The sequence below is a fragment of the Xinfangfangia pollutisoli genome (assembly GCF_020179405.1).
Lineage (GTDB): Bacteria > Pseudomonadota > Alphaproteobacteria > Rhodobacterales > Rhodobacteraceae > Pseudogemmobacter > Pseudogemmobacter pollutisoli.
The window spans coordinates 1-18,363 of sequence record NZ_JAICBZ010000055.1 but is presented as its reverse complement, the minus strand read 5'-3'; the positions used below and the strand labels follow the sequence as shown (position 1 = coordinate 18,363).

The window sequence follows — 18,363 nt, the reverse complement described above, 5'->3', positions numbered from 1 at the left end:
GTCGGAAGGCCAGTGTCTTCTGGGCGGTGCGGGGTCACGGCGCTTGCTCCTCGGCGCTGAGGATAGGCCGCTGCGCCGCGCTTGCCTAGGGCCCGCGCATCACGGCTGCGGCGGGGCGGTCGGGGGCGGCGTGCCGCGCTGGATCGGCCAGCCGGGGCGCGGTGCGGCGGGGATCGTGCCGGGCAGGGCGCGCAATTCGGCCTCACGCGCTTTCAGTCGGGCGATTTCGCTGCGGATATCGGCAAGCTCATCGGCGGGGTGAATCAGGCGCATGGGGTTCTTCCTGTCCAGCGGGCAGGATCAGGATGGCGCAAGGCGCGTTAATGGCGGGTTACCGCGGGCCGGGTCTTGCGCGGATGCGCCGCGTCTTGCGGCCTGGGGCCGCTGCGGCGTATCGAGGGCGGATGATGCAGGGCAAGAAGATGGTGACAGGGCTGGAGGACGCGATCCCGGCCTGGGTCGAGGGGCAGCTGGTGCCGGTGCCGAAGCTGGCGGTGCATCAGCGCGGGCTGCGGCACAAGGCGGTGTCGGTCTTCGTCACCCGTGGCGCCGAGGTGCTGATCCAGCAGCGCGCGGCGGGCAAGTATCACACGCCGCTTCTCTGGGCGAACAGCTGCTGCACCCATCCGCTTTGGGGCGAAGATGCGGGCGTATGTGCCATACGGCGGTTGAGCGAGGAACTGGGCATCACCGGGCTGCAGCCGCGCTGGGCCGACCGGCTGGAATATCGCGCCGATGTGGGCGGCGGCCTGGTCGAGCATGAGCTGGTCGATGTCTTCCTGGCCGAGGCCGGGCCGGATCTGGCCCTGGCGCCCGACCCGCTGGAAGTGGCCGCGACGCGCTGGATCACGCTGCCCGCGCTGCTGGAAGACCTGGCGCGCGCGCCCGCGCGCTTCACCCCCTGGCTGCGCATCTATCTGACCGAGCATCTGGAGCGGATCTTCGGCCCGCCCGCGCAGGCGCGCCCGCACAGCCTGTCGCCGCCCGCGCCAGGGGGCTGACAGGCGGCGGCGCAGGGCCTATCTCTGGGGTGGAACAGACCCAAAGGTGCGCTGATGACGGTGTTTCTGATCTTTCTTCTGGCCTGTGCCGCGGCGGGCGCGACGGGCATGATCTTTCCGCCCGGCGACTGGTACCGGCAGCTGGAAAAGCCCGACTGGACCCCGCCCGACTGGGTGTTTCCGATCATCTGGCCGGCCCTGTACATCCTGATCGCGATTGCCGGCGCGCGGCTGGCGGGCACGGCCGGCGCGGGGAGGGTGCTGGCGCTTTGGGCGGCGCAGATCGCGCTGAACACGCTGTGGACGCCGGTTTTCTTCGGCGCGCACCGGATCCAGCTGGGCCTGGTGGTGCTGGCGCTGCTGTGGCTGGTGGTGGCGGCGATGATCCTGGCCGCCTTCTGGGTCGACCTTTGGGTCGTCGTGCTGCTTCTGCCCTATCTGGCCTGGCTGAGCGTCGCGCTGGCGCTGAACCATGCGATCTGGCGGCTGAACCCTTCGATGGGCTGACGCGGCCGCCGAGGTCGGTTTAGAAGCCGGCCTTGTCCAGGATCCGCGCGGCTTCGGCCGCGGGGGCGGCCAGCACGGCGCGGTCTTCGCCCGGGTAGAACCGGGCGCGCAGCGCGGTGGGCATCGGCGCCGGGGTCTCGATCAGCACCCGCGGGCCGGTGCGGCGGGTTTCTTCCTGCCAGCTGCGCAGCGCCGCGATCTGGGCGGCCTTGGTCATGCCATAGGCGGCGGCGAAAGGCGCGCCGGGCAGGGGATCGTCGAAGAACAGCGCCGTGCCCTCGCCCTCGCGCAGCAAGGGATCGACCATGCCGACCAGGAAGGCGGTCGCGCGCAGATTGGTCGCGACGCATTTGTCGAGATCCTTCATCTCGACCGAGGGCGCCGGCGACAGGGCGCTGGCATGGATCGCGCAATGCGCCCAAAGCTGCAGCCCGCCCCAGCGGTCGTGGATCGACCGGCACAGATGCCGCATCGCATCGTCATTGGTCACATCCATCGGCGCCAGCGTCATGCCGCCCGCGCCGGGCAGACCCAGCGCCTTGACGCTGTCATCCAGCTCTTCCAGCCCGCCCACGGTGCGCGCCACCGCCACGACATGCCAGCCGCGGCTGCACAATTGCTGCGCCAGCGCGAAGCCGAGGCCGCGCGAGGCGCCGGTGACAAGGGCGATCTTCTGGGTCATGGCAGGCTCCGCTCTTCCAGGCAGGGGCCGGGCGGCAGGGTGCCCCCGGCCTGACGCGGAGTATGTGAGCCGGGCTGAAAGGGCAAGAGACCGGGTCAGCGACGCTTGGCCGCGACCCGGTATGCTGCGCCGAACTGGGCTATTGCGCGGCCTTCATCTGGAAGCCCTCTTCCAGCTTGTCGGTCGGTGCAACCGGGTAATCGCCCGAGAAACAGGCATCGCAGAAGCGCGGCGCCTTGGGATCGCGGCCGGCGGCCTCGCCCGCGGCGCGATACAGCCCGTCCAGCGAGACGAATTTCAGGCTGTTGACCCCGATCCAGTCGCGCATCTCGTCTTCCGACATCGTGGCGGCCAGAAGTTTGGACCGTTCGGGCGTATCGACGCCATAGAAACAGGGCCAGGCGGTGGGGGGCGAGGCAATGCGGAAATGCACCTCGGCGGCGCCCGCATCAAGGATCATGTCCTTGATCTTGCGGCTGGTGGTGCCGCGCACCACCGAATCGTCGACCAGGATCACCCGCTTGCCGCGGATCAGCGCGCGGTTGACGTTCAGCTTCAGCCGCACGCCCATGTTGCGGATCTGCTCGGTCGGTTCGATGAAGGTCCGGCCCATATACTGGTTGCGGGTGATCCCGAGCCCGAAGGGAATGCCGCTTTCGGCCGCATAGCCGATGGCGGCGGGCGTGCCGCTGTCGGGCACCGGGCACACGAGATCGGCCTCGACCGGCGCCTCGCGCGCCAGTTCCACCCCGATCTGGCGGCGGGTTTCATAGACCGAACGGCCGCCGATGATCGAATCGGGGCGCGAGAAATAGACCTGCTCGAAGATGCAGAAGCGCGATTTGGCGGGCTGGAACGGCCGCGACGAGGCGACGATGCCGTTCTCGATCGTCACCATCTCGCCCGGCTCGATCTCGCGGATGAACTCGGCGCCGATGATGTCAAGCGCGCAGGTTTCCGAGGCGAGCGCCCAGCCGGTTTCGCCGACCCGGCCCAGCACCAAGGGCCGCACGCCCAAAGCGTCGCGCACGCCGATCAGCTTCGTGCGGGTCATGGCGATGACCGAGAAGGCGCCCTCGACCGCGCGCAGCGCGTCCTTGATGCGTTCCGACAGGGTCTTCTGCATCGAGCGTGCCATCAGATGGATGATGCATTCGCTGTCGGAGGAGGATTGGAAGATCGCGCCGCGCTCGATCAGCTGTTTGCGCAGCGCGGCGGCATTGGTCAGGTTGCCGTTATGGGCGATGGCGCAGCCGCCCACCGAAAACTCGCCGAAGAAGGGCTGCACGTCGCGGATGGCGGTCGCGCCCTTCGACCCGGCGGTGGAATAGCGCACATGGCCGATGGCCAGGCTGCCGGGCAGGGTTTCCATCACATCGGCGCGGGTGAAATTGTCGCGCACATAGCCGAAGCGGCGGGCCGAGTTGAAACCGTCCTTCGGATCGTAGCTGACGATGCCGCCGGCTTCCTGGCCGCGATGCTGCAGCGCATGCAGGCCGAGCGCGACGAAGGTCGAGGCATCGTTGACGCCAATCGCGCCGAAGATCCCGCATTCCTCCTTCAGCTTGTCGCCATCTTCAAAGGGCTGAAACGGGTGAGAGGGGAAGCGGCGCATGGGCACTCCGAATCCTTGGGGGGGCCCGGGCGGGCGAGGGATGCGCCTCAGATAGTGCGGATCGCGGGCAGTGTCACGCCCTCGTCACGCAAGACTGATGTGCAGCAGGGCACAGGCGGCGCGGCTGGCGCGGTTTCAGGCGGCCCGGGCTTAATTGCCGGGCGCCGGGGCGGGGGCCGGAGCCGGAGCCGGTGCCGGAGCGGGGGCCGCTTCGGGCGCGCTGTCGGCGGGGGCGGCCGGCTCGGGGGTGCAGATCGCGGTCAGGTCATTGTAGCGCGCCACGATCCAGCCCGGGGCATCGGTCGGCACGGCGGCGTCGATCGAGGCCTGGAAATTGGCAAAGACCTTGGCGGTGCGGGAATTGTCGATCATTGCCACCCGCTGGCCGCCCATGGCGCGATCATAGACGATGAAGGCCACCGCGATCAGCAGAACGCCGCGCGCCACCCCGAACAGGAAGCCCAAGGCCTGGTCGATCCCGCCCAGGGCCGAGCGCTGCACGACGCTGGCAAACAAGGGCGTGAACAGCGCCGCGACGATCAGGCCGATGGCGAAGACGCCGGCAAAGGCGCCCACCGCCGACAATTCGCAGCTGTCGGCCAGGAAATCGCCCACCATGGGGATTTCCTTGACCAAAGGCGCGGCCGAGGGGGCGAAGATGAAGGCGACGATGGCCGCGCCGATCCAGCCGACGATCGACATCAGCTCGCGCACCAGACCGCGCGAATAGGCGAGGATCGCCGATACAAGGATGATCAGCGCCGCTCCGCCGTCGACCGCGGTGAAGTTGTCCATTCGTCACTCCCGGGCTTCAGCCCGCCCCGAACATTTCGCCCGTGAAAGCCGTCAGATCGGCCATCTCCCGAAGCCGCATCGCCTCGACGCCCCCGGACCGGGAGCCCCGCGGCAGGGCCGCCTGTGTGAAACCAAGTTTCGCCGCCTCTTTCAACCTGTTTTCGGTCTGCCCCGCCGGACGCAGCGCGCCCGACAGCGAGATTTCCCCGAAGAACACCATTTCCGGCGGCAAGACCACATCTTCGCGCGCCGACAGAAGCGCCGCGGCCAGCGCCAGATCGGCGGCGGGTTCGGTGACGCGCAAGCCCCCGGCCACGTTCAGAAACACGTCGAGCCCGGCGAAGGGAATGCCGACCCGGGCCTCAAGCACGGCCAGGATCGTGGACAGCCGCCCCGAATCAAGCCCCACCACCGTGCGGCGCGGCGTGCCCAGGGTTGAAGGCGCGACCAGCGCCTGGATCTCGGTCAGAACCGGCCGGCTGCCCTCGATCCCGGCAAAGACCGCAGCACCCGGCGCCGGCGTGTCGCGGGCCGACAGGAACAGGGCAGACGGATTCTGCACCTCGGCCAGCCCGCTGCCCGTCATCTCGAAGACGCCGATTTCATCGGCCGGGCCGAAGCGGTTCTTCACCGCGCGCAGGATGCGGAACTGGTGGCCGCGCTCGCCCTCGAAATACAGCACCGTGTCGACCATATGCTCGACCACGCGCGGCCCGGCGATCTGGCCGTCCTTGGTGACATGGCCGACCAGAATCACCGCCACGCCACGCCGCTTGGCGAAGGTAACCAGCTCATGCGCCGCGGCGCGCACCTGGCTGACCGATCCGGGCGCCGCTTCGACGGAATCAAGCCACATGGTCTGGATCGAATCGATGATCGCCAGCCGGGGGCGTTCGGCATCCAGAGTGGTCAGGATGTCGCGCAGATTGGTTTCGGCGCCCAGCCGCACCGGCGCATCGGCCAGGCCCAGCCGCTGGGCGCGCATGCGCACCTGGGCCGAGGCCTCTTCGCCCGAGATATACAGGCAGGACAGGCCGTTGCGGGCGAAACTGGCCGCGGCCTGCAGAAGCAGGGTGGATTTGCCGATGCCCGGATCGCCGCCCACCAGGATCGCGCTGGCCGGCACCAGCCCGCCGCCCAGCACCCGGTCCAGTTCGGCAATGCCCGAGGCGGCGCGCGGCGGCGGCGGCTCGCTGCTGGACAGATCCGACAGCGGCACCGCGCGGCCCCGCGCGCCCAGCGCCTTGGGCCCGGCCGAAAGCGGCGCTTCCTCGATGATGGAATTCCACGCCCCGCAGGCATCGCAGCGGCCCGACCATTTGGGGAAACTGGCGCCGCAGGCGGTGCAGCTGAAACTCGCTTGCGCTTTGGCCATGACGGGGGGTCCTTTCGCGGCCCGAGCATAGGGGGCGGGCGCGGCCCCTGCAATCGCCGGGCGCCGGGCGCGATTTTTCGTCGAAAAATCGAAGTCTTGCGTTCAGCCTTGCGCGGACAGGCCCCAGGTCTGGGCCGTCAGCGCCAGCGAGCGGCGGCGTGCCTCGACATCGAAAATGTCGCTGACCAGGATGAATTCATCCGCCCCGGTTTCCGCCTGCAACCGCGCCAGCCCGTCGCGCACCTGGGCCGGGTCGCCCACGACGGCGCAGGACAGCATCCGCCCGACCTGCGCCGCTTCGCGCGGGGTCCAGTAGCTGTCGATATCGTCGATCGGCGGCGGCGACAGGCGGCGGTCATTGCGCAGGATGCCGCAGAAGCTCATCTGCGTCGTGGTGAACAGCCGCTGCGCCTCGGCCTCGGTCTCGGCGCAGATCACATGCGCGCCAACCGCCGCATAGGGCGCGGCCAGATGTTTCGAGGGCTTGAAGCGGCTGCGATACAGATGCAGCGCCTCGGCCAGGTAATCCGGGGCGAAATGGCTGGCAAAGGCATAGGGCAGGCCCAGCTCGGCCGCCAGCATCGCCCCGAAATGCGACGAACCCAGCATCCAGAAATCCAGATCCGCCCCCGGCGCGGGCCAGGCCTGGATGCGGCCCGGCACGGCGGGGGCGAACCATTGCATCAGCTCGACCACATCCTGCGGGAATTGCTCGGATTGCATCGGGTTCTGCCGTATGGCCCGTACGGTCGCCTGGTCCGTACCCGGCGCGCGGCCCAGGCCCAGATCGACCCGTCCGGGGAAAAGCCGCGCCAGGGTGCCGAATTGTTCGGCGATGATATAGGGCGCGTGATTGGGCAGCATGATGCCGCCGGCGCCCAGCCGGATGCGCTGCGTCCTTTGCCCGGCATGGGCCAGCACCACCGCCGTCGCGGCCGAGGCGATGCCTTCCATATTGTGATGCTCGGCCACCCAATAGCGGGTGAAGCCCAGCGCATCGACATGGGCGGCGGTGTCCTGCGCCTCGGCCAGCGCCTCCGAGGCGTCGCGGCCCTCGCGGACGCGGACAAGGTCCAGCAGCGACAGCGGAATGCGGTCAGAGATACGGTCAGACATGGGCGGTCTCCTGTCGTTCGGCCCGCCAGGAGACCAGGATCGAGGTCAGGACGCAGGCGGTGAAAAGGTAAAGTCCCCAGGCGGTTTCCACTGTCACGCGGCCGGCGCCCTTGGCGATCACGATGTAAAGCGCGATCAGGAAGATGTCGGCCATGGCCAGTTTGCCCAGGATCTGCAGCGCCGGCAGCAGCCGGGGCGACAGAAGGCGAAAGTGCAAAAGCGCCAGGCCAAGGGTCTTGGCATAGGGCGCGAAGATCGCCATCGCGGTGACCAGCAGCGCCAGGGGCGCATCGCTGGCCCAAAGGCTTTGCAGCCCGGTCAGCATCGAAATCTCGTCCATGCCGAAGATCGGCAGCAGCGCCGCGCGCATCAGCGGAGCGAACCACGAGATCGGGAACAGGATGAGAAGGGCAAGGTTCAGCGCGCGCATGGCCGGCTAGAGGTGGCAGTGCGGGCCGGTCGGGTCAAGGGGCGGGGGCTGCGGCGCGGGCTGCTCAGGCCCGGGGATCGGGCCGCGGTTCGGGCCGCGGTTCTGTCCGGGGCTCTGGGCGGGCGGGTTTCGGCAGGTTGACGATATTGCCCTCGACCCGGTCTTCGAAATCCACCGCGTAGCCAAGGCCGGGCAGGATTTCCCGCAGATCCGCCTCCAGCCGTTTCAGCTGCTGCTGGGCCTGGCGTTCCTCGGCCTCGATATCGGTCAGCCAGCGGCGCAGTTCGTCGCAGGTGTGACGGGCCAGCGCCAGACGGTCGGTCAGCGCCTGCACCTCTTCCTGGCGCTGCTGCAGGAAGGCCTTGGCGCGGGCAACCTTCACATCGGAATAGCTGCGGGCCAATTCGCGCGTCTCATGGCTCATCTGGGCGGCCAGTTGCAGCAGTTCCGGCTCCAGATGGCCGAAATCCGGGTGCTTGCGCAGCGCCTCCATCCGGGCGCGGACCGAGTCGAATTCGGCCGACAGGGTGAACAACCCGGTCCGGTCGGCCGAATGGGCCATACGGTAGGCGCGGGCGACATCCTCGACCCCCATGGCAAAGCTGCGATGCGCGCTTTCCAGCCGCGCCATGCGGGCATTGGCGGGCAGATACAGGCACAGAAGCAGGAACAGACCCGTCAGCCCCAGCTGCAACCCCGCCCCGGCCTGCGGCACGGGCGTGTCGCCAAAGGACAGCGGCAGATCCAACCAGGGCACCAGGCCCAGCGCCGCCCCCAGCGCCGCCAGAACCAGAAGCACGGTGACAGCGATCAGCACGGCCTGCGCAAAGCCCTGAAGCCCCGCCTGCCAGCGGTGCCGCCCCGCCCGGGACATGGCCTGCGACATGGATTGCATCGGTTTCCCCCGTATCCTTTCGCGCATGCCAGCCGAGCGGCAGGGGAATTGGCAAGAGGTTTCGTCGCCAAGCCGCTGAGAATGCGAAGATATCCGCGAATGTACCTGGATTGTTTCCCTTGCGGCAACCAAGATCAACCTGTGGTTGATCAACCCTTGCCCAAGTCCCCGCCGCTCAGCCCGGCCCGCCGCCCAGCAGCGCCCGGACCAGCGCCACCAGACAGCCGATCAGAATCGCCACCAGATGGCCGATCACCAAGCCATGCACCCAGACCGGCGTCGGCCGGTGGCGCCAGACATGGCCGGCCCAGGCGCCGATCAGCGCGAACCAGCCGAAGACCGAGATCATCTCGCCCACCGCGGCAATCTGCGGGTCGCCATAGGCCAGGGGCAGGAACAGCCAGACCGTCAGCCCCGCGGCGGCCAGCGCAAGGCGGCGATTGCCCGGCTCGCGCTCGACCGCGCCCAGAATTCCGGACAGGGTGATCGTCAGCGGCAGGGTCATCACCAGCCAGTGCATCACCGGCGAGGGGGTCAGCAGGCGGGTGAGGAAATCCCCCGCCATCAGCGCACCGAAGGGATCGGGCCTTCGGCGCGGCCATGGATGAACTGCTGGACGTAAGGGTCTGGTGTGGCGTCCATTTCCGCCACGGGCCCGGTCCAGCGCACCACGCCGCCATGCAGCATGGCAACCCGCGTCGCAATGGCGCGGACCGAGGACATGTCATGGGTGATCGTCATCGCCGTGGCGCCCATTTCAGTGACGATCTCATGGATCAGATCGTTGATCACCCCCGACATGATCGGGTCGAGGCCCGTCGTCGGCTCGTCGAAAAAGATGATCTGCGGATCGGCGGCAATCGCCCGGGCCAGGCCCACGCGCTTCTGCATGCCGCCCGACAACTCGCCCGGAAACAGATCGGCCACCTGCGGCCCCAGGCCCACCCGGCGCAGCTTTTCCACCGCGATGGCGCGCGCCTCGGCCCGGGGGCGCTTCAGGGCGCCGCGCATCAGCCGGAAGGCGACATTTTCCCAGACCTTCAGCGAATCGAACAGCGCCGCGCCCTGAAACAGCATGCCGAACCGCGCCAGGAAAGCGTCGCGGTCATGCCGGCTGACATCGGTGCCGTCCAGGGTGATCGTGCCGCTGTCGGGTTGCACCAGGCCGAGAATGCACTTCAGCAGCACCGATTTTCCGGTGCCCGACCCGCCGATGATGACCATGCTTTCGCCGCGGGGGATGGTCAGGTCCACCCCCTGCAGCACCTTGTTCGCGCCGAAAGCCTTGTGAACGCCGGACAGCTCGATCATGCCGAGAAGAACACCTCTGTCAGCAGGTAGTTGGCGGCCAGGATCAGCACCGAGGACGACACGACGGCGGCCTTGGTGGCCGCCCCCACGCCCTGCGCGCCGCGGGCCGAGTTCATGCCGTGATAGCAGCCCATCAGCGCCACGATGAAGCCGAAGACCGCGCCCTTCACCAGGCCCGAGCCGACATCCCAGAATTCCAGGAAATCGACGGTGTTCTTCAGATAGCTGGCCGAGTTGAAATCCAGCCGGGTGACGCCCACCAGCCAGCCGCCCATGATGCCGATGGAATCGCCCGCGGCCACCAGCACCGGCACGGTCAGCGTGGCGGCCAGCAGCCGCGGCACGGTCAGGTATTTCATCGGGTTGGTCGACAGGGTCACCAGCGCGTCGATCTGCTCGGTCACCTTCATCGTGCCGATCTCGGCCGCGATGGAACTGGACACCCGCGCCGCGACCATCAGCCCGCCCAGAACCGGCCCCAATTCGCGCGCCATGCCGATCGCCACGATCTGCGGCACCACGGCGCCGGCGTTGAAGCGGCTGCCGCCGGCATAGATCTGCAAGGCCAGCGCGCCGCCGGTGAAGATCGCGGTCATCGCCACCACCGGCAGCGAGAACCAGCCGATCTGCATCACCGCATGGCCGAATTCCCGCGCGTAGAAGGGCGGGCGCAGCATATGGCCGATGGCATCCAGCGCAAACAGCGCCACCCGCCCGACCGAGGCCAGCGCCGCCAGCACCAGCCGGCCCAGCGCGGCAAGCAGTGCCGTCATCCGCGCGCCTCGACGTAACGGCGCCCATAGCGGTTGCCCAGCGAGGTCAGGATCTCATAGCCGATCGTGCCGGCCGCATCGGCCAGATCGTCGACCGATTGATGCGGCCCCAGAATGTCCAGCGCCTTGGGCGGCTCGGGCAGATGGGTGATGTCGACGGTGATCAGGTCCATCGAGACACGGCCGACCAGCGGGCAGGGCGTATTGCCATCCCACAGGATCGCGCCGTTCGACAGGCTGCGGAACAGCCCGTCGGCATAGCCCGCGGCGACCGTGGCGATGACCGAGGGCGCCTCGGCCTCCCAGGTATTGCCATAGCCCACGGCTTCGCCCGGGGCGACTTCGCGGGTCTGGATCACCGGCAAGGACAGGGTGACGACGCGGCTCGCCATCTCGAAGGGCTGGCCGCCGTAAAGGCCGATGCCCGGGCGGGTCAGGTCGAAGTGATATTGCGGGCCCAAAAGGATGCCGCCCGTGGCCGAGAAGCTGCGCGGCAGGCCGGTGCCGTCGGTCATCTCGTGGAACATTTCCAGCTGGCGCAGATTCATCGGGTGGTCCGGCTCGTCGGCGCAGGCCAGATGCGACATCAGCATGACCGGGTCGGCTTCCAGCAGAATCGGCGCGACTGCCTGCCATTCCGGCAGTTCCACCCCCAGCCGGTTCATGCCGGTGTCCAGCTGCACCCCGAACGGATGGCCGGGCAGCGCCTCGAGATGCCGGGTGATCTGCTCAAGGCTGTTCAGCATCGGCGTCAGGTCAAGGTCGTGCAGCATTTCCGTATCGCCGGCCATATGGCCCGACAGGATGTTGATCTGCGGCCCCGGGCCCAGCGCCTGGCGCACGGCGGCGCCTTCCTCGGCCAGGGCCACGAAGAAGCGCCGCGCGCCGGCCTGCGCCAGGGCACGGGCAACGCGCGGGGCGCCCAGGCCATAGGCATCCGCCTTGACCACGGCGGCGGTCTGCACGCCGGATGCGGAAAGCCGGTCCAAGGCGCGCCAATTGGCGGCGATGGCGTCGAGGTCGATGGAAAGAGTTGCTGTGGCCATGATGGGGGCCTTTGTCGGCATCGGGGGGGGCGGGGTCAAGGGGGAAAGACCGGGGGAAAGACCCGCCGCGCAGCTCTGCCGGCGCGGGGCTGCGGCAGAAGGTCTCTTGCGCGGCCGCGCGCGGCGGGCGAGGAAGGTCCATGGACCAGCACGGGCCCGCCGGCCCCAGCCAGATCGACGCCGATATCGCGCTGACCGCCCTGACCTTTCTGGGTCTCGGTCTGGCGGCGCTGCACCACCTTCTGCAACCCCTGCCGATCGGGCTTTATGGCGCCGCTTTGGCGCTGGCCTATCTGGCCGGCGGCCTGCCGCCCCTGCGCGGCGCGCTTGTGGCGCTGTGGCGCGATCACATTCTGGACATCGACCTGTTGATGGTCGTGGCGGCGCTGGCCGCGGCGGCGGTGGGGGCGCCGGTTGAGGGGGCGGTGCTGCTGGCGCTGTTCTCGCTGTCGGGCACGCTGGAGCATCGCGCCATGGGCCGGGCCCGCCGCGCGGTCGAGGCCTTGATGCAGCTGCGCCCGGAAACCGCGCTGCTGAAGCGGGCCGAGGGCGTGGTCGAGGTGGCGGTGGCCAGTCTGGTGCCCGGCGATCTTGTGGTGCTGCGGCCGGGCGCGCGGGTGCCGGTCGATGGCCGCGTCGTCGAAGGCGAGGGCCGGATGGACGAATCGACCGTCACCGGCGAGGCCGCCCCCGTTCACAAGGCGCCCGGCGCCGCGGTGCATGAGGCCTGCGTGAACCTGGATGGTGTCCTGACGGTCGAGGTGACGCGGGCGCTGGCCGACAGCACGGTCGCGCGGATGATCCGACTGGTGACCGAAGCGCAGGCCGCCAAGGCGCCGTCCGAGCGGTTCTCGGACTGGTTCGGCCAGCGCTATACGGTCGCGGTGCTTCTGGGCGCGATCGCCGCCTTCTTCCTGTTCTGGGCGCTGGGGCGCGCGCCGTCCGAGGCGCTGTATCGCGCGGCCACGCTGCTGGTCGCGGCCAGCCCCTGTGCGGTGGTGATCTCGGTTCCGGCGGCGATCCTGTCGGCGCTGGCGGCCTCGGCCCGGGGCGGCGTGCTGTTCAAGGGCGGTGCGGCGCTGGAGCGGCTGGCCGAGGTGAAAAGCTTTGCCTTTGACAAGACCGGCACGCTGACCACCGGCCGGGCCGAGGTGACGGCGGTGCTGGCGCTGGCGGGCGACGAGGCGCAGGTTCTGGAACTGCTGGCCGGGATCGAGGCGCAAAGCGAACATCCGATCGCCGCGGCGCTGCGCCGGGCGGTGGCGGCGCGGGGGCTGGTGCCGGTCGCGGTGCAGGGCGTGCAGGCGCATCCGTCCGAGGGCATCACCGGCACGGATGCGACAGGCCCGCTTTGGGCCGGCAATGCCCGGATGGCGGCGCGGATGGGGGCGGGGCCCGACCCACGGCTGGCGGCGCTGGAGGCCAGCGAAGAGACGCTGGTGCTTCTGGGCCGCGGCCCGCAGCTTCTGGGCGCGGTTACCGTGGCCGATGCGCCGCGCGAAACCTCGGCCGCGGCGCTGGTGGCGCTGCGCCGGGGCGGGGTGACGCGGGTGATGATGATGACCGGCGACCGCCGGCCGGTGGCGCTGCGGATCGGCGCGGCGCTGGGGCTGACGCCCGACGAGATCGAGGCGGGGCTTCTGCCCGGCGACAAGGTGCGGCTGGTCGAGGCGCTGGCGGCCGAGGGGCCGGTGGCCTTTGTCGGCGATGGCGTCAACGATGCCGCGGCGCTGGCCCGGGCGGACGTGGGCATCGCGATGGGGGCGGCGGGGTCGGAAGTGGCGCTGCAGGCGGCGGATGTGGCGCTGATGGCAGAGGATATGGGCCAATTGGCCGATGCGCAGCGTCTGGCGCGGCGCGCGGCGCGGGTGATCCGGCAGAACCTGACCTTCGCCATCGGCGCGATGGTGGTGCTGGTGATCGGCGGCGCTTTCTTCAACCTGCCCCTGCCGCTGGCGGTTGTCGGACATGAAGGCGGCACGCTGCTGGTGGTGCTGAACGGGTTGCGCCTGCTGGGCGATCCGATCCGCCGCAGCTAGGCTGCGGGCTTTTCCGAACGTGCGTTCAAATTCGGGCCGGATATCTGCGCATCCGTTCGGTTATGGTGCGCGGCGCCGAGGCAACTCTAGTCCTTCAAATACTTCCCGGCTTCCTTGCGCGCAAAGGCCTTCATCGCCGGCCCATGGTCTGCCAGGAAATCCCGCACCGCCTGCGCGTCATGTTTCGACAATTCGCGCAGCCACCAGGCCACGGCCTTCTGGATGAACCAGTCGCGATCCGGCACATAGGCGGCGGCCCAGCCCAGAACCCGGGCGCGGATGTCGCGATCCTGCGCGGTCGGGTGGTTCTGCTTGGTCCAGGGCAGGGTCATCACCAGCGCGGCGCGGCGCTGCCACATCAGGGGCGCTGTGGTCCAGGCTTCGACCTCGTCCAGACGCGACGGGTCGGCCACCAGCCGCCGCCCGCCCGCATCCGAGACATGGTCGGCCAGCGCCCAGCCGTCGAATTGCGGCACCCAGCTTGCGATCAGCTGCCAGACGCCCGCGTCGGGGCGGATCCGCGCCTGGGTCAGCAGCTTGGCCGCGGCCAGCCGGGCCTCGTGAATGTCGCTGCGCCACAGCGCGTCGGCCAGGGCCACGCGTTCGTCGATCGTCAGCCCCTGGCGCCATTCGGTGGCAAGCTCGGTCACCCGCGGCACGCGCAGGCCCAGAACCTCGCGCGGGGATTTCAGATAGGCGGCTTCCTGCGCGGCGCGGACCGGATCGGCCTCGGCCCGCAGGGCGGCAAGGGCGGCGTCGGGCGTCATTCGACCGTCACCGATTTCGCCAGATTGCGCGGCTGGTCGACATCGGTGCCCTTGGCGATGGCGGTGTGATAGGCCAGCAGCTGCGCCGGCACCGCATACAGGATCGGCGCCCACAGGGCCGCGACCTCGGGCAGGGTCAGGGTCTTCCAGGCGCCGGGACCGGCGGTTTCCACGCCTTCGGCATCCGACAGAAGCAGGACCTTGCCGTTCCGGGCCATCACCTCCTGCATGTTCGACACGGTCTTGTCGAACAGCGCATCCTTGGGCGCCAGCACGATCACCGGCACCGCGGCGTCGATCAGCGCGATGGGCCCATGTTTCAACTCGCCCGACGCATAGCCCTCGGCATGGATATAGCTGATTTCCTTCAGCTTCAGCGCGCCTTCCAGGGCAAGCGGGAACATCGGCCCGCGGCCCAGGAACAGGATGTCCTGCGCCTTGGCCAGATCCTTGGCGATGCGCGAGATCGGCGTCGACAGCGATAGGGCCGCGTTCATCAGACCGGGCAGGGCGCGAAGCTCCTCAAGCCGTTCGGCCACCTGCGCGGGCGTCAGCACGCCGCGTTCGGCCGCCGCCTGCAGCGCCATCAGCGCCAGCACCGTCAGCTGGCAGGTGAAGGCCTTGGTCGAGGCGACGCCGACCTCGATCCCCGCCAGGATCGGCAGCGCCAGATCGGCCTCGCGCGCGATGGACGAGGTGGGCACATTCACCACCGCCACGACCTTGGCGACCTTTTCCTTCACATGGCGCAGCGCGGCCAGCGTGTCGGCGGTTTCGCCCGACTGGCTGACGAAAACCGCCATCATCCGGTCCGACAGCACCGGCTCGCGATAGCGGAATTCGCTGGCAATGTCGATTTCGGCGGGCAGGCCCGCGATCTGCTCGAACCAGTATTTCGCCACATGGCAGGCATAGGACGCCGTGCCGCAGGCCACCAGCACCACCCGGTCGATGCCGGCAAAGCTAAGCCCCTCGGGCAGGCGCAGCGCCGGGGTCGCGCCGCCGCCGGTGTAATGTTTCAGCGCATCGGCGATCACCACCGGCTGTTCGGCGATTTCCTTGGCCATGAAATGCTTGTAGCCGGCCTTTTCGATCCGGGTCGCATTCACCGCCACGCGGGTTTCCGGCCGGTTGGCGCGGCGATCCTCGGCATCGAAGATCTCGGCGCCCTTGCGGGTGACCACGGCCCAGTCACCCTCTTCCAGATAGGTGATCCGGTCGGTCATCGGCGCCAGAGCGATGGCGTCCGAGCCGACATACATCTCGCCATCGCCCCAGCCGATGGCCAGGGGGCTGCCCTTGCGGGCCGCGATCATCAGATCGTCCTCGCCATCGAATAGGAAACACAGCGCGAAGGCGCCCTGCAGCCGTTTCAGCACCGCGCGGGCGGCCTGAACGGGCCTGGCGCCCTGATCCATCTCGCGCCGGATCAACAGGGCGACGGTTTCGGTATCGGTCTCGGATTCCTGGACATAGCCGGTGGCGGCCAGATCCTCGCGCAGCTCGCGGAAATTCTCGATGATGCCGTTATGCACGACGGCCACGCCGCCGGCGCGATGCGGATGGGCGTTCTTCACCGTCGGCGCGCCATGGGTGGCCCAGCGCGTATGGCCGATGCCGGATTTGCCGGCCAGCGGCTCATGCACCAGAAGGTCGGACAGGTTCACCAGCTTGCCCACCGCGCGGCGACGGTCCAGCTTGCCATTGTTCACCGTGGCGATGCCGGCCGAGTCATAGCCGCGATATTCCAGCCGCTTCAGCGCCTCGACCAGCAGGGGGGCGACCTCGTGATTGCCCAGAACGCCAATGATCCCGCACATGGGCTTACCCCTTTACCTTCGCGGCCTTCACGGCACGCAGCTTTTCCATCAGTCGGGTGGCGAGGCCCGGTTTGGTTTCCTGCCGGGCGCGGGCGATGGCCAGCGCCTCGGCCGGCACGTCCTGGGTGATGACGCTTCCCGAGCCGGTCATCGCCCCGTCGCCCAGCGTGACCGGCGCCACAAGCATCGTGTCCGAGCCGATGAAGGCGCGTTTGCCGATCTCGGTGCGGTGCTTCATGACGCCGTCGTAATTGCAGGTCACCGTGCCCGCGCCGATATTGGTGAACTCGCCCACATGCGCGTCGCCCAGATAGGTCAGGTGGCCGACCTTCACGCCTTCGTCCAGGATCGCATTCTTGATCTCGACGAAATTGCCGACATGCACATCTTCGGCCAGTTCCGCGCCGGGCCGCAGCCGGGCGAAGGGGCCGACATCGGCGCCGCGGCTGACATGGGCGCCTTCCAGATGGCAGAAGCCCTTGATCTCGGCGCCCGATTCGATGGTGACGCCGGGGCCGAACAGCACATGCGGGCCCACGATCGCATCGCGGCCGATCACCGTATCCAACGCGAAGAACACGGTTTCGGGCGCGGTCAGGGTGACGCCATTCTCCAGCGCCTCGGCCCGGGCGCGGCGCTGGAATTCCGCTTCCGCCCCCGCCAGTTGTGCGCGGGTGTTCACACCCAGCGTTTCCGATTCCGGGCACGTCACAACGCCCGCCGACAGGCCGCGGGCCCGCGCCAGCGCGACGATATCGGTCAGATAGTATTCCCCGGCCGCATTGTCATTGGAAAGATCGGCCACCAGACCGAACAGATCCTTGGCGCTGGCGCAGATGACGCCGGAATTGCAAAGAGTTACCGCCCTTTCCTCATCTGTCGCATCCTTGAATTCGACGATGCGTTGCAGCGCGTCCCCGTCCAGGATCAACCGGCCATAGCGGCCGGGATCGCGGGCTTCGAAGCCCAGAACCACCACCGCATGATCCTTGCGCGCCGCGAGCATCGCTTCCAGCGTCTCGGGGCGGATGAAGGGCGTGTCGCCGTAAAGCACGATCACCTCGCCGGTCGCATCCGCCAGATGCGCGGCGGCCTGGGCCACGGCATGGCCGGTGCCCAGCTGTTCCTCTTGCAGAACGATCAGCGCCTCCTCGTCATAGTCGCGCGCGGCACGGCTGACCGCCTCGGCGCCATGGCCCGCGACCACGACGGTGCGCGCAGGATCCAGCGCGCGGCCGGCGGCCATGGCATGGTGCAGCAAGGGCACGGCGGCCAGCTTGTGCAGGACCTTGGGGAGGTCGGAATTCATCCGCGTGCCCTGACCCGCGGCCAGGATGATCAGCGAGACCTGCATTCTGCCCCTTTCTTGCCGCCCCGGCGCAGCGGGGGGTGGCTTTTCCTTTTGCCCCGTTCTACCGGGGGCGAAGGGCAGCGCCAAGGGGGCGGGGCTCACCAAGGGTTGCGGCATGTTGCAGGCGGGCGCGATGGGGCGGAAATGCGTGGTCTTTGACCTGGACGGCACGCTGGCCGACACATCGGCCGATCTGCTGGCCGCGGCCAATGCCTGTTTCCGCGCCATGGGAGAAGGCGATCTTCTGACGCCCGCTGACAGCCTGACCGCCTTCCATGGCGGCCGCGCGATGCTGCGGCTGGGGTTTTCGCGTATGGGCCATACGGTCGACGAGGCCCGGATCGACAGCTGGTATCCGCGGCTGCTCGACGCCTATGCCCAGGCGATCGACACCCATACCCGGCTCTATCCCGGCGCGGTCGAGGCGGTCGAGGCGCTGCGCCGGGAAGGCCATGCCGTGGCGATCTGCACCAATAAGCCCTCGGCTTTGGCCGAAGCGCTGCTGCGGCGGCTGGGCGTGCGCGATCTGTTCGGGGCGATGATCGGGGCCGATACGCTGCCGGTCCGCAAACCCGATCCTGCGCCCTATCTTCTGGCGGTCGAACAGGCGGGGGGCGATCCGCGCCGGTCCTTCCTGCTGGGCGACACCGAGACCGATCTGAAGACCGCCCGCGCCGTGGGCGTGCCCTGCGCGCTGGTGGCCTTCGGGCCCGAAGGGGCGGGGATTGCCCGGCTGGCGCCCGAAGCGATGCTGGACCGTTTTGCGGATCTGCCCGCGCTGGCGGCCCGGCTGATCGGCGGGGCCTAAAGCGGCCGGACCGTGCGGGCGGCGGCGGAAGG

General features: G+C 68.9%; 19 protein-coding genes. 4 read left to right on the top strand and 15 right to left on the bottom strand.

Annotation, left to right across the window (positions count from 1 at the left end):
* Positions 1-99: 99 nt before the first annotated feature.
* Complete coding sequence (locus K1Y73_RS15085) at positions 100-273, bottom strand: hypothetical protein (RefSeq protein WP_225029132.1); 174 nt, start codon at positions 271-273, stop codon at positions 100-102.
* A gap of 149 nt (positions 274-422) precedes the next feature.
* On the opposite strand from K1Y73_RS15085, the gene idi reads away from it, so the two are divergent.
* The gene (gene idi / locus K1Y73_RS15080) at positions 423-1,001 is read left to right on the top strand and encodes an isopentenyl-diphosphate delta-isomerase (protein ID WP_404819094.1); all 579 of its coding nucleotides are present in this window, start codon (positions 423-425) and stop codon (positions 999-1,001) included.
* A gap of 54 nt (positions 1,002-1,055) precedes the next feature.
* Positions 1,056-1,508 carry a tryptophan-rich sensory protein TspO gene (gene tspO, locus K1Y73_RS15075; protein ID WP_225029131.1) on the top strand — a complete coding sequence of 151 codons (453 nt, stop codon included), beginning with the start codon at positions 1,056-1,058 and terminating at the stop codon, positions 1,506-1,508.
* Between the two features lie 19 nt (positions 1,509-1,527).
* Here tspO and K1Y73_RS15070 read toward each other — a convergent pair whose 3' ends face one another.
* From K1Y73_RS15070 to alr, 11 genes are all read right to left on the bottom strand, one after another.
* Complete coding sequence (locus K1Y73_RS15070; protein ID WP_225029130.1) at positions 1,528-2,190, bottom strand: SDR family NAD(P)-dependent oxidoreductase; 663 nt, start codon at positions 2,188-2,190, stop codon at positions 1,528-1,530.
* 139 nt (positions 2,191-2,329) lie between these two features.
* A complete protein-coding gene (purF, locus tag K1Y73_RS15065; protein ID WP_225029129.1) occupies positions 2,330-3,805 on the bottom strand; it encodes an amidophosphoribosyltransferase in 1,476 nt (491 codons plus the stop codon).
* A gap of 150 nt (positions 3,806-3,955) precedes the next feature.
* Positions 3,956-4,600, bottom strand: a complete 645-nt coding sequence (locus K1Y73_RS15060; RefSeq protein WP_225029128.1) for a CvpA family protein — start codon at positions 4,598-4,600, stop codon at positions 3,956-3,958.
* 16 nt (positions 4,601-4,616) lie between these two features.
* Positions 4,617-5,975, bottom strand: coding sequence for a DNA repair protein RadA (gene radA, locus K1Y73_RS15055; protein WP_225029127.1), 1,359 nt, complete (start codon positions 5,973-5,975; stop codon positions 4,617-4,619).
* A 102-nt stretch (positions 5,976-6,077) separates the two neighbouring features.
* Positions 6,078-7,091, bottom strand: a complete 1,014-nt coding sequence (locus K1Y73_RS15050; protein WP_225029126.1) for an LLM class flavin-dependent oxidoreductase — start codon at positions 7,089-7,091, stop codon at positions 6,078-6,080.
* Complete coding sequence (locus tag K1Y73_RS15045; protein WP_225029125.1) at positions 7,084-7,521, bottom strand: paraquat-inducible protein A; 438 nt, start codon at positions 7,519-7,521, stop codon at positions 7,084-7,086. The genes K1Y73_RS15050 and K1Y73_RS15045 overlap by 8 nt, the downstream gene beginning before the upstream one ends.
* Before the next feature lie 64 nt (positions 7,522-7,585).
* Entirely contained in the window at positions 7,586-8,416 is an 831-nt protein-coding gene (locus tag K1Y73_RS15040) for a DNA repair protein (RefSeq protein WP_225029124.1), read from the bottom strand.
* Between the two features lie 175 nt (positions 8,417-8,591).
* Entirely contained in the window at positions 8,592-8,981 is a 390-nt protein-coding gene (locus K1Y73_RS15035; protein ID WP_225029123.1) for a hypothetical protein, read from the bottom strand.
* The gene (locus K1Y73_RS15030; RefSeq protein ID WP_225029122.1) at positions 8,981-9,727 is read right to left on the bottom strand and encodes an ABC transporter ATP-binding protein; all 747 of its coding nucleotides are present in this window, start codon (positions 9,725-9,727) and stop codon (positions 8,981-8,983) included. Before K1Y73_RS15030 ends, K1Y73_RS15035 begins: the two co-directional genes overlap by 1 nt.
* A complete protein-coding gene (locus K1Y73_RS15025) occupies positions 9,724-10,500 on the bottom strand; it encodes an MlaE family ABC transporter permease (RefSeq protein ID WP_225029121.1) in 777 nt (258 codons plus the stop codon). The genes K1Y73_RS15030 and K1Y73_RS15025 overlap by 4 nt, the downstream gene beginning before the upstream one ends.
* Complete coding sequence (gene alr / locus K1Y73_RS15020; protein ID WP_225029120.1) at positions 10,497-11,546, bottom strand: alanine racemase; 1,050 nt, start codon at positions 11,544-11,546, stop codon at positions 10,497-10,499. The genes K1Y73_RS15025 and alr overlap by 4 nt, the downstream gene beginning before the upstream one ends.
* 140 nt (positions 11,547-11,686) lie before the next feature.
* On the opposite strand from alr, the gene K1Y73_RS15015 reads away from it, so the two are divergent.
* Positions 11,687-13,585 (top strand): heavy metal translocating P-type ATPase, encoded by a 1,899-nt coding sequence (locus tag K1Y73_RS15015; RefSeq protein ID WP_225029119.1) that lies wholly within the window; start codon positions 11,687-11,689, stop codon positions 13,583-13,585.
* An 86-nt stretch (positions 13,586-13,671) separates the two neighbouring features.
* Here K1Y73_RS15015 and K1Y73_RS15010 read toward each other — a convergent pair whose 3' ends face one another.
* The 3 genes from K1Y73_RS15010 to glmU are packed head-to-tail and all read right to left on the bottom strand — an operon-like array spanning position 13,672 to position 17,526.
* Complete coding sequence (locus K1Y73_RS15010; RefSeq protein ID WP_225029118.1) at positions 13,672-14,352, bottom strand: DNA alkylation repair protein; 681 nt, start codon at positions 14,350-14,352, stop codon at positions 13,672-13,674.
* The gene (gene glmS / locus K1Y73_RS15005; protein ID WP_225029117.1) at positions 14,349-16,172 is read right to left on the bottom strand and encodes a glutamine--fructose-6-phosphate transaminase (isomerizing); all 1,824 of its coding nucleotides are present in this window, start codon (positions 16,170-16,172) and stop codon (positions 14,349-14,351) included. The genes K1Y73_RS15010 and glmS overlap by 4 nt, the downstream gene beginning before the upstream one ends.
* A 4-nt stretch (positions 16,173-16,176) precedes the next feature.
* The gene (gene glmU, locus K1Y73_RS15000) at positions 16,177-17,526 is read right to left on the bottom strand and encodes a bifunctional UDP-N-acetylglucosamine diphosphorylase/glucosamine-1-phosphate N-acetyltransferase GlmU (protein ID WP_225029116.1); all 1,350 of its coding nucleotides are present in this window, start codon (positions 17,524-17,526) and stop codon (positions 16,177-16,179) included.
* Between the two features lie 115 nt (positions 17,527-17,641).
* Between glmU and K1Y73_RS14995 the strand changes: the two genes are divergently transcribed.
* On the top strand, positions 17,642-18,331 hold the full coding sequence (locus tag K1Y73_RS14995; protein ID WP_225029138.1) for an HAD-IA family hydrolase: 690 nt from the start codon (positions 17,642-17,644) through the stop codon (positions 18,329-18,331).
* Positions 18,332-18,363: the final 32 nt, after the last annotated feature.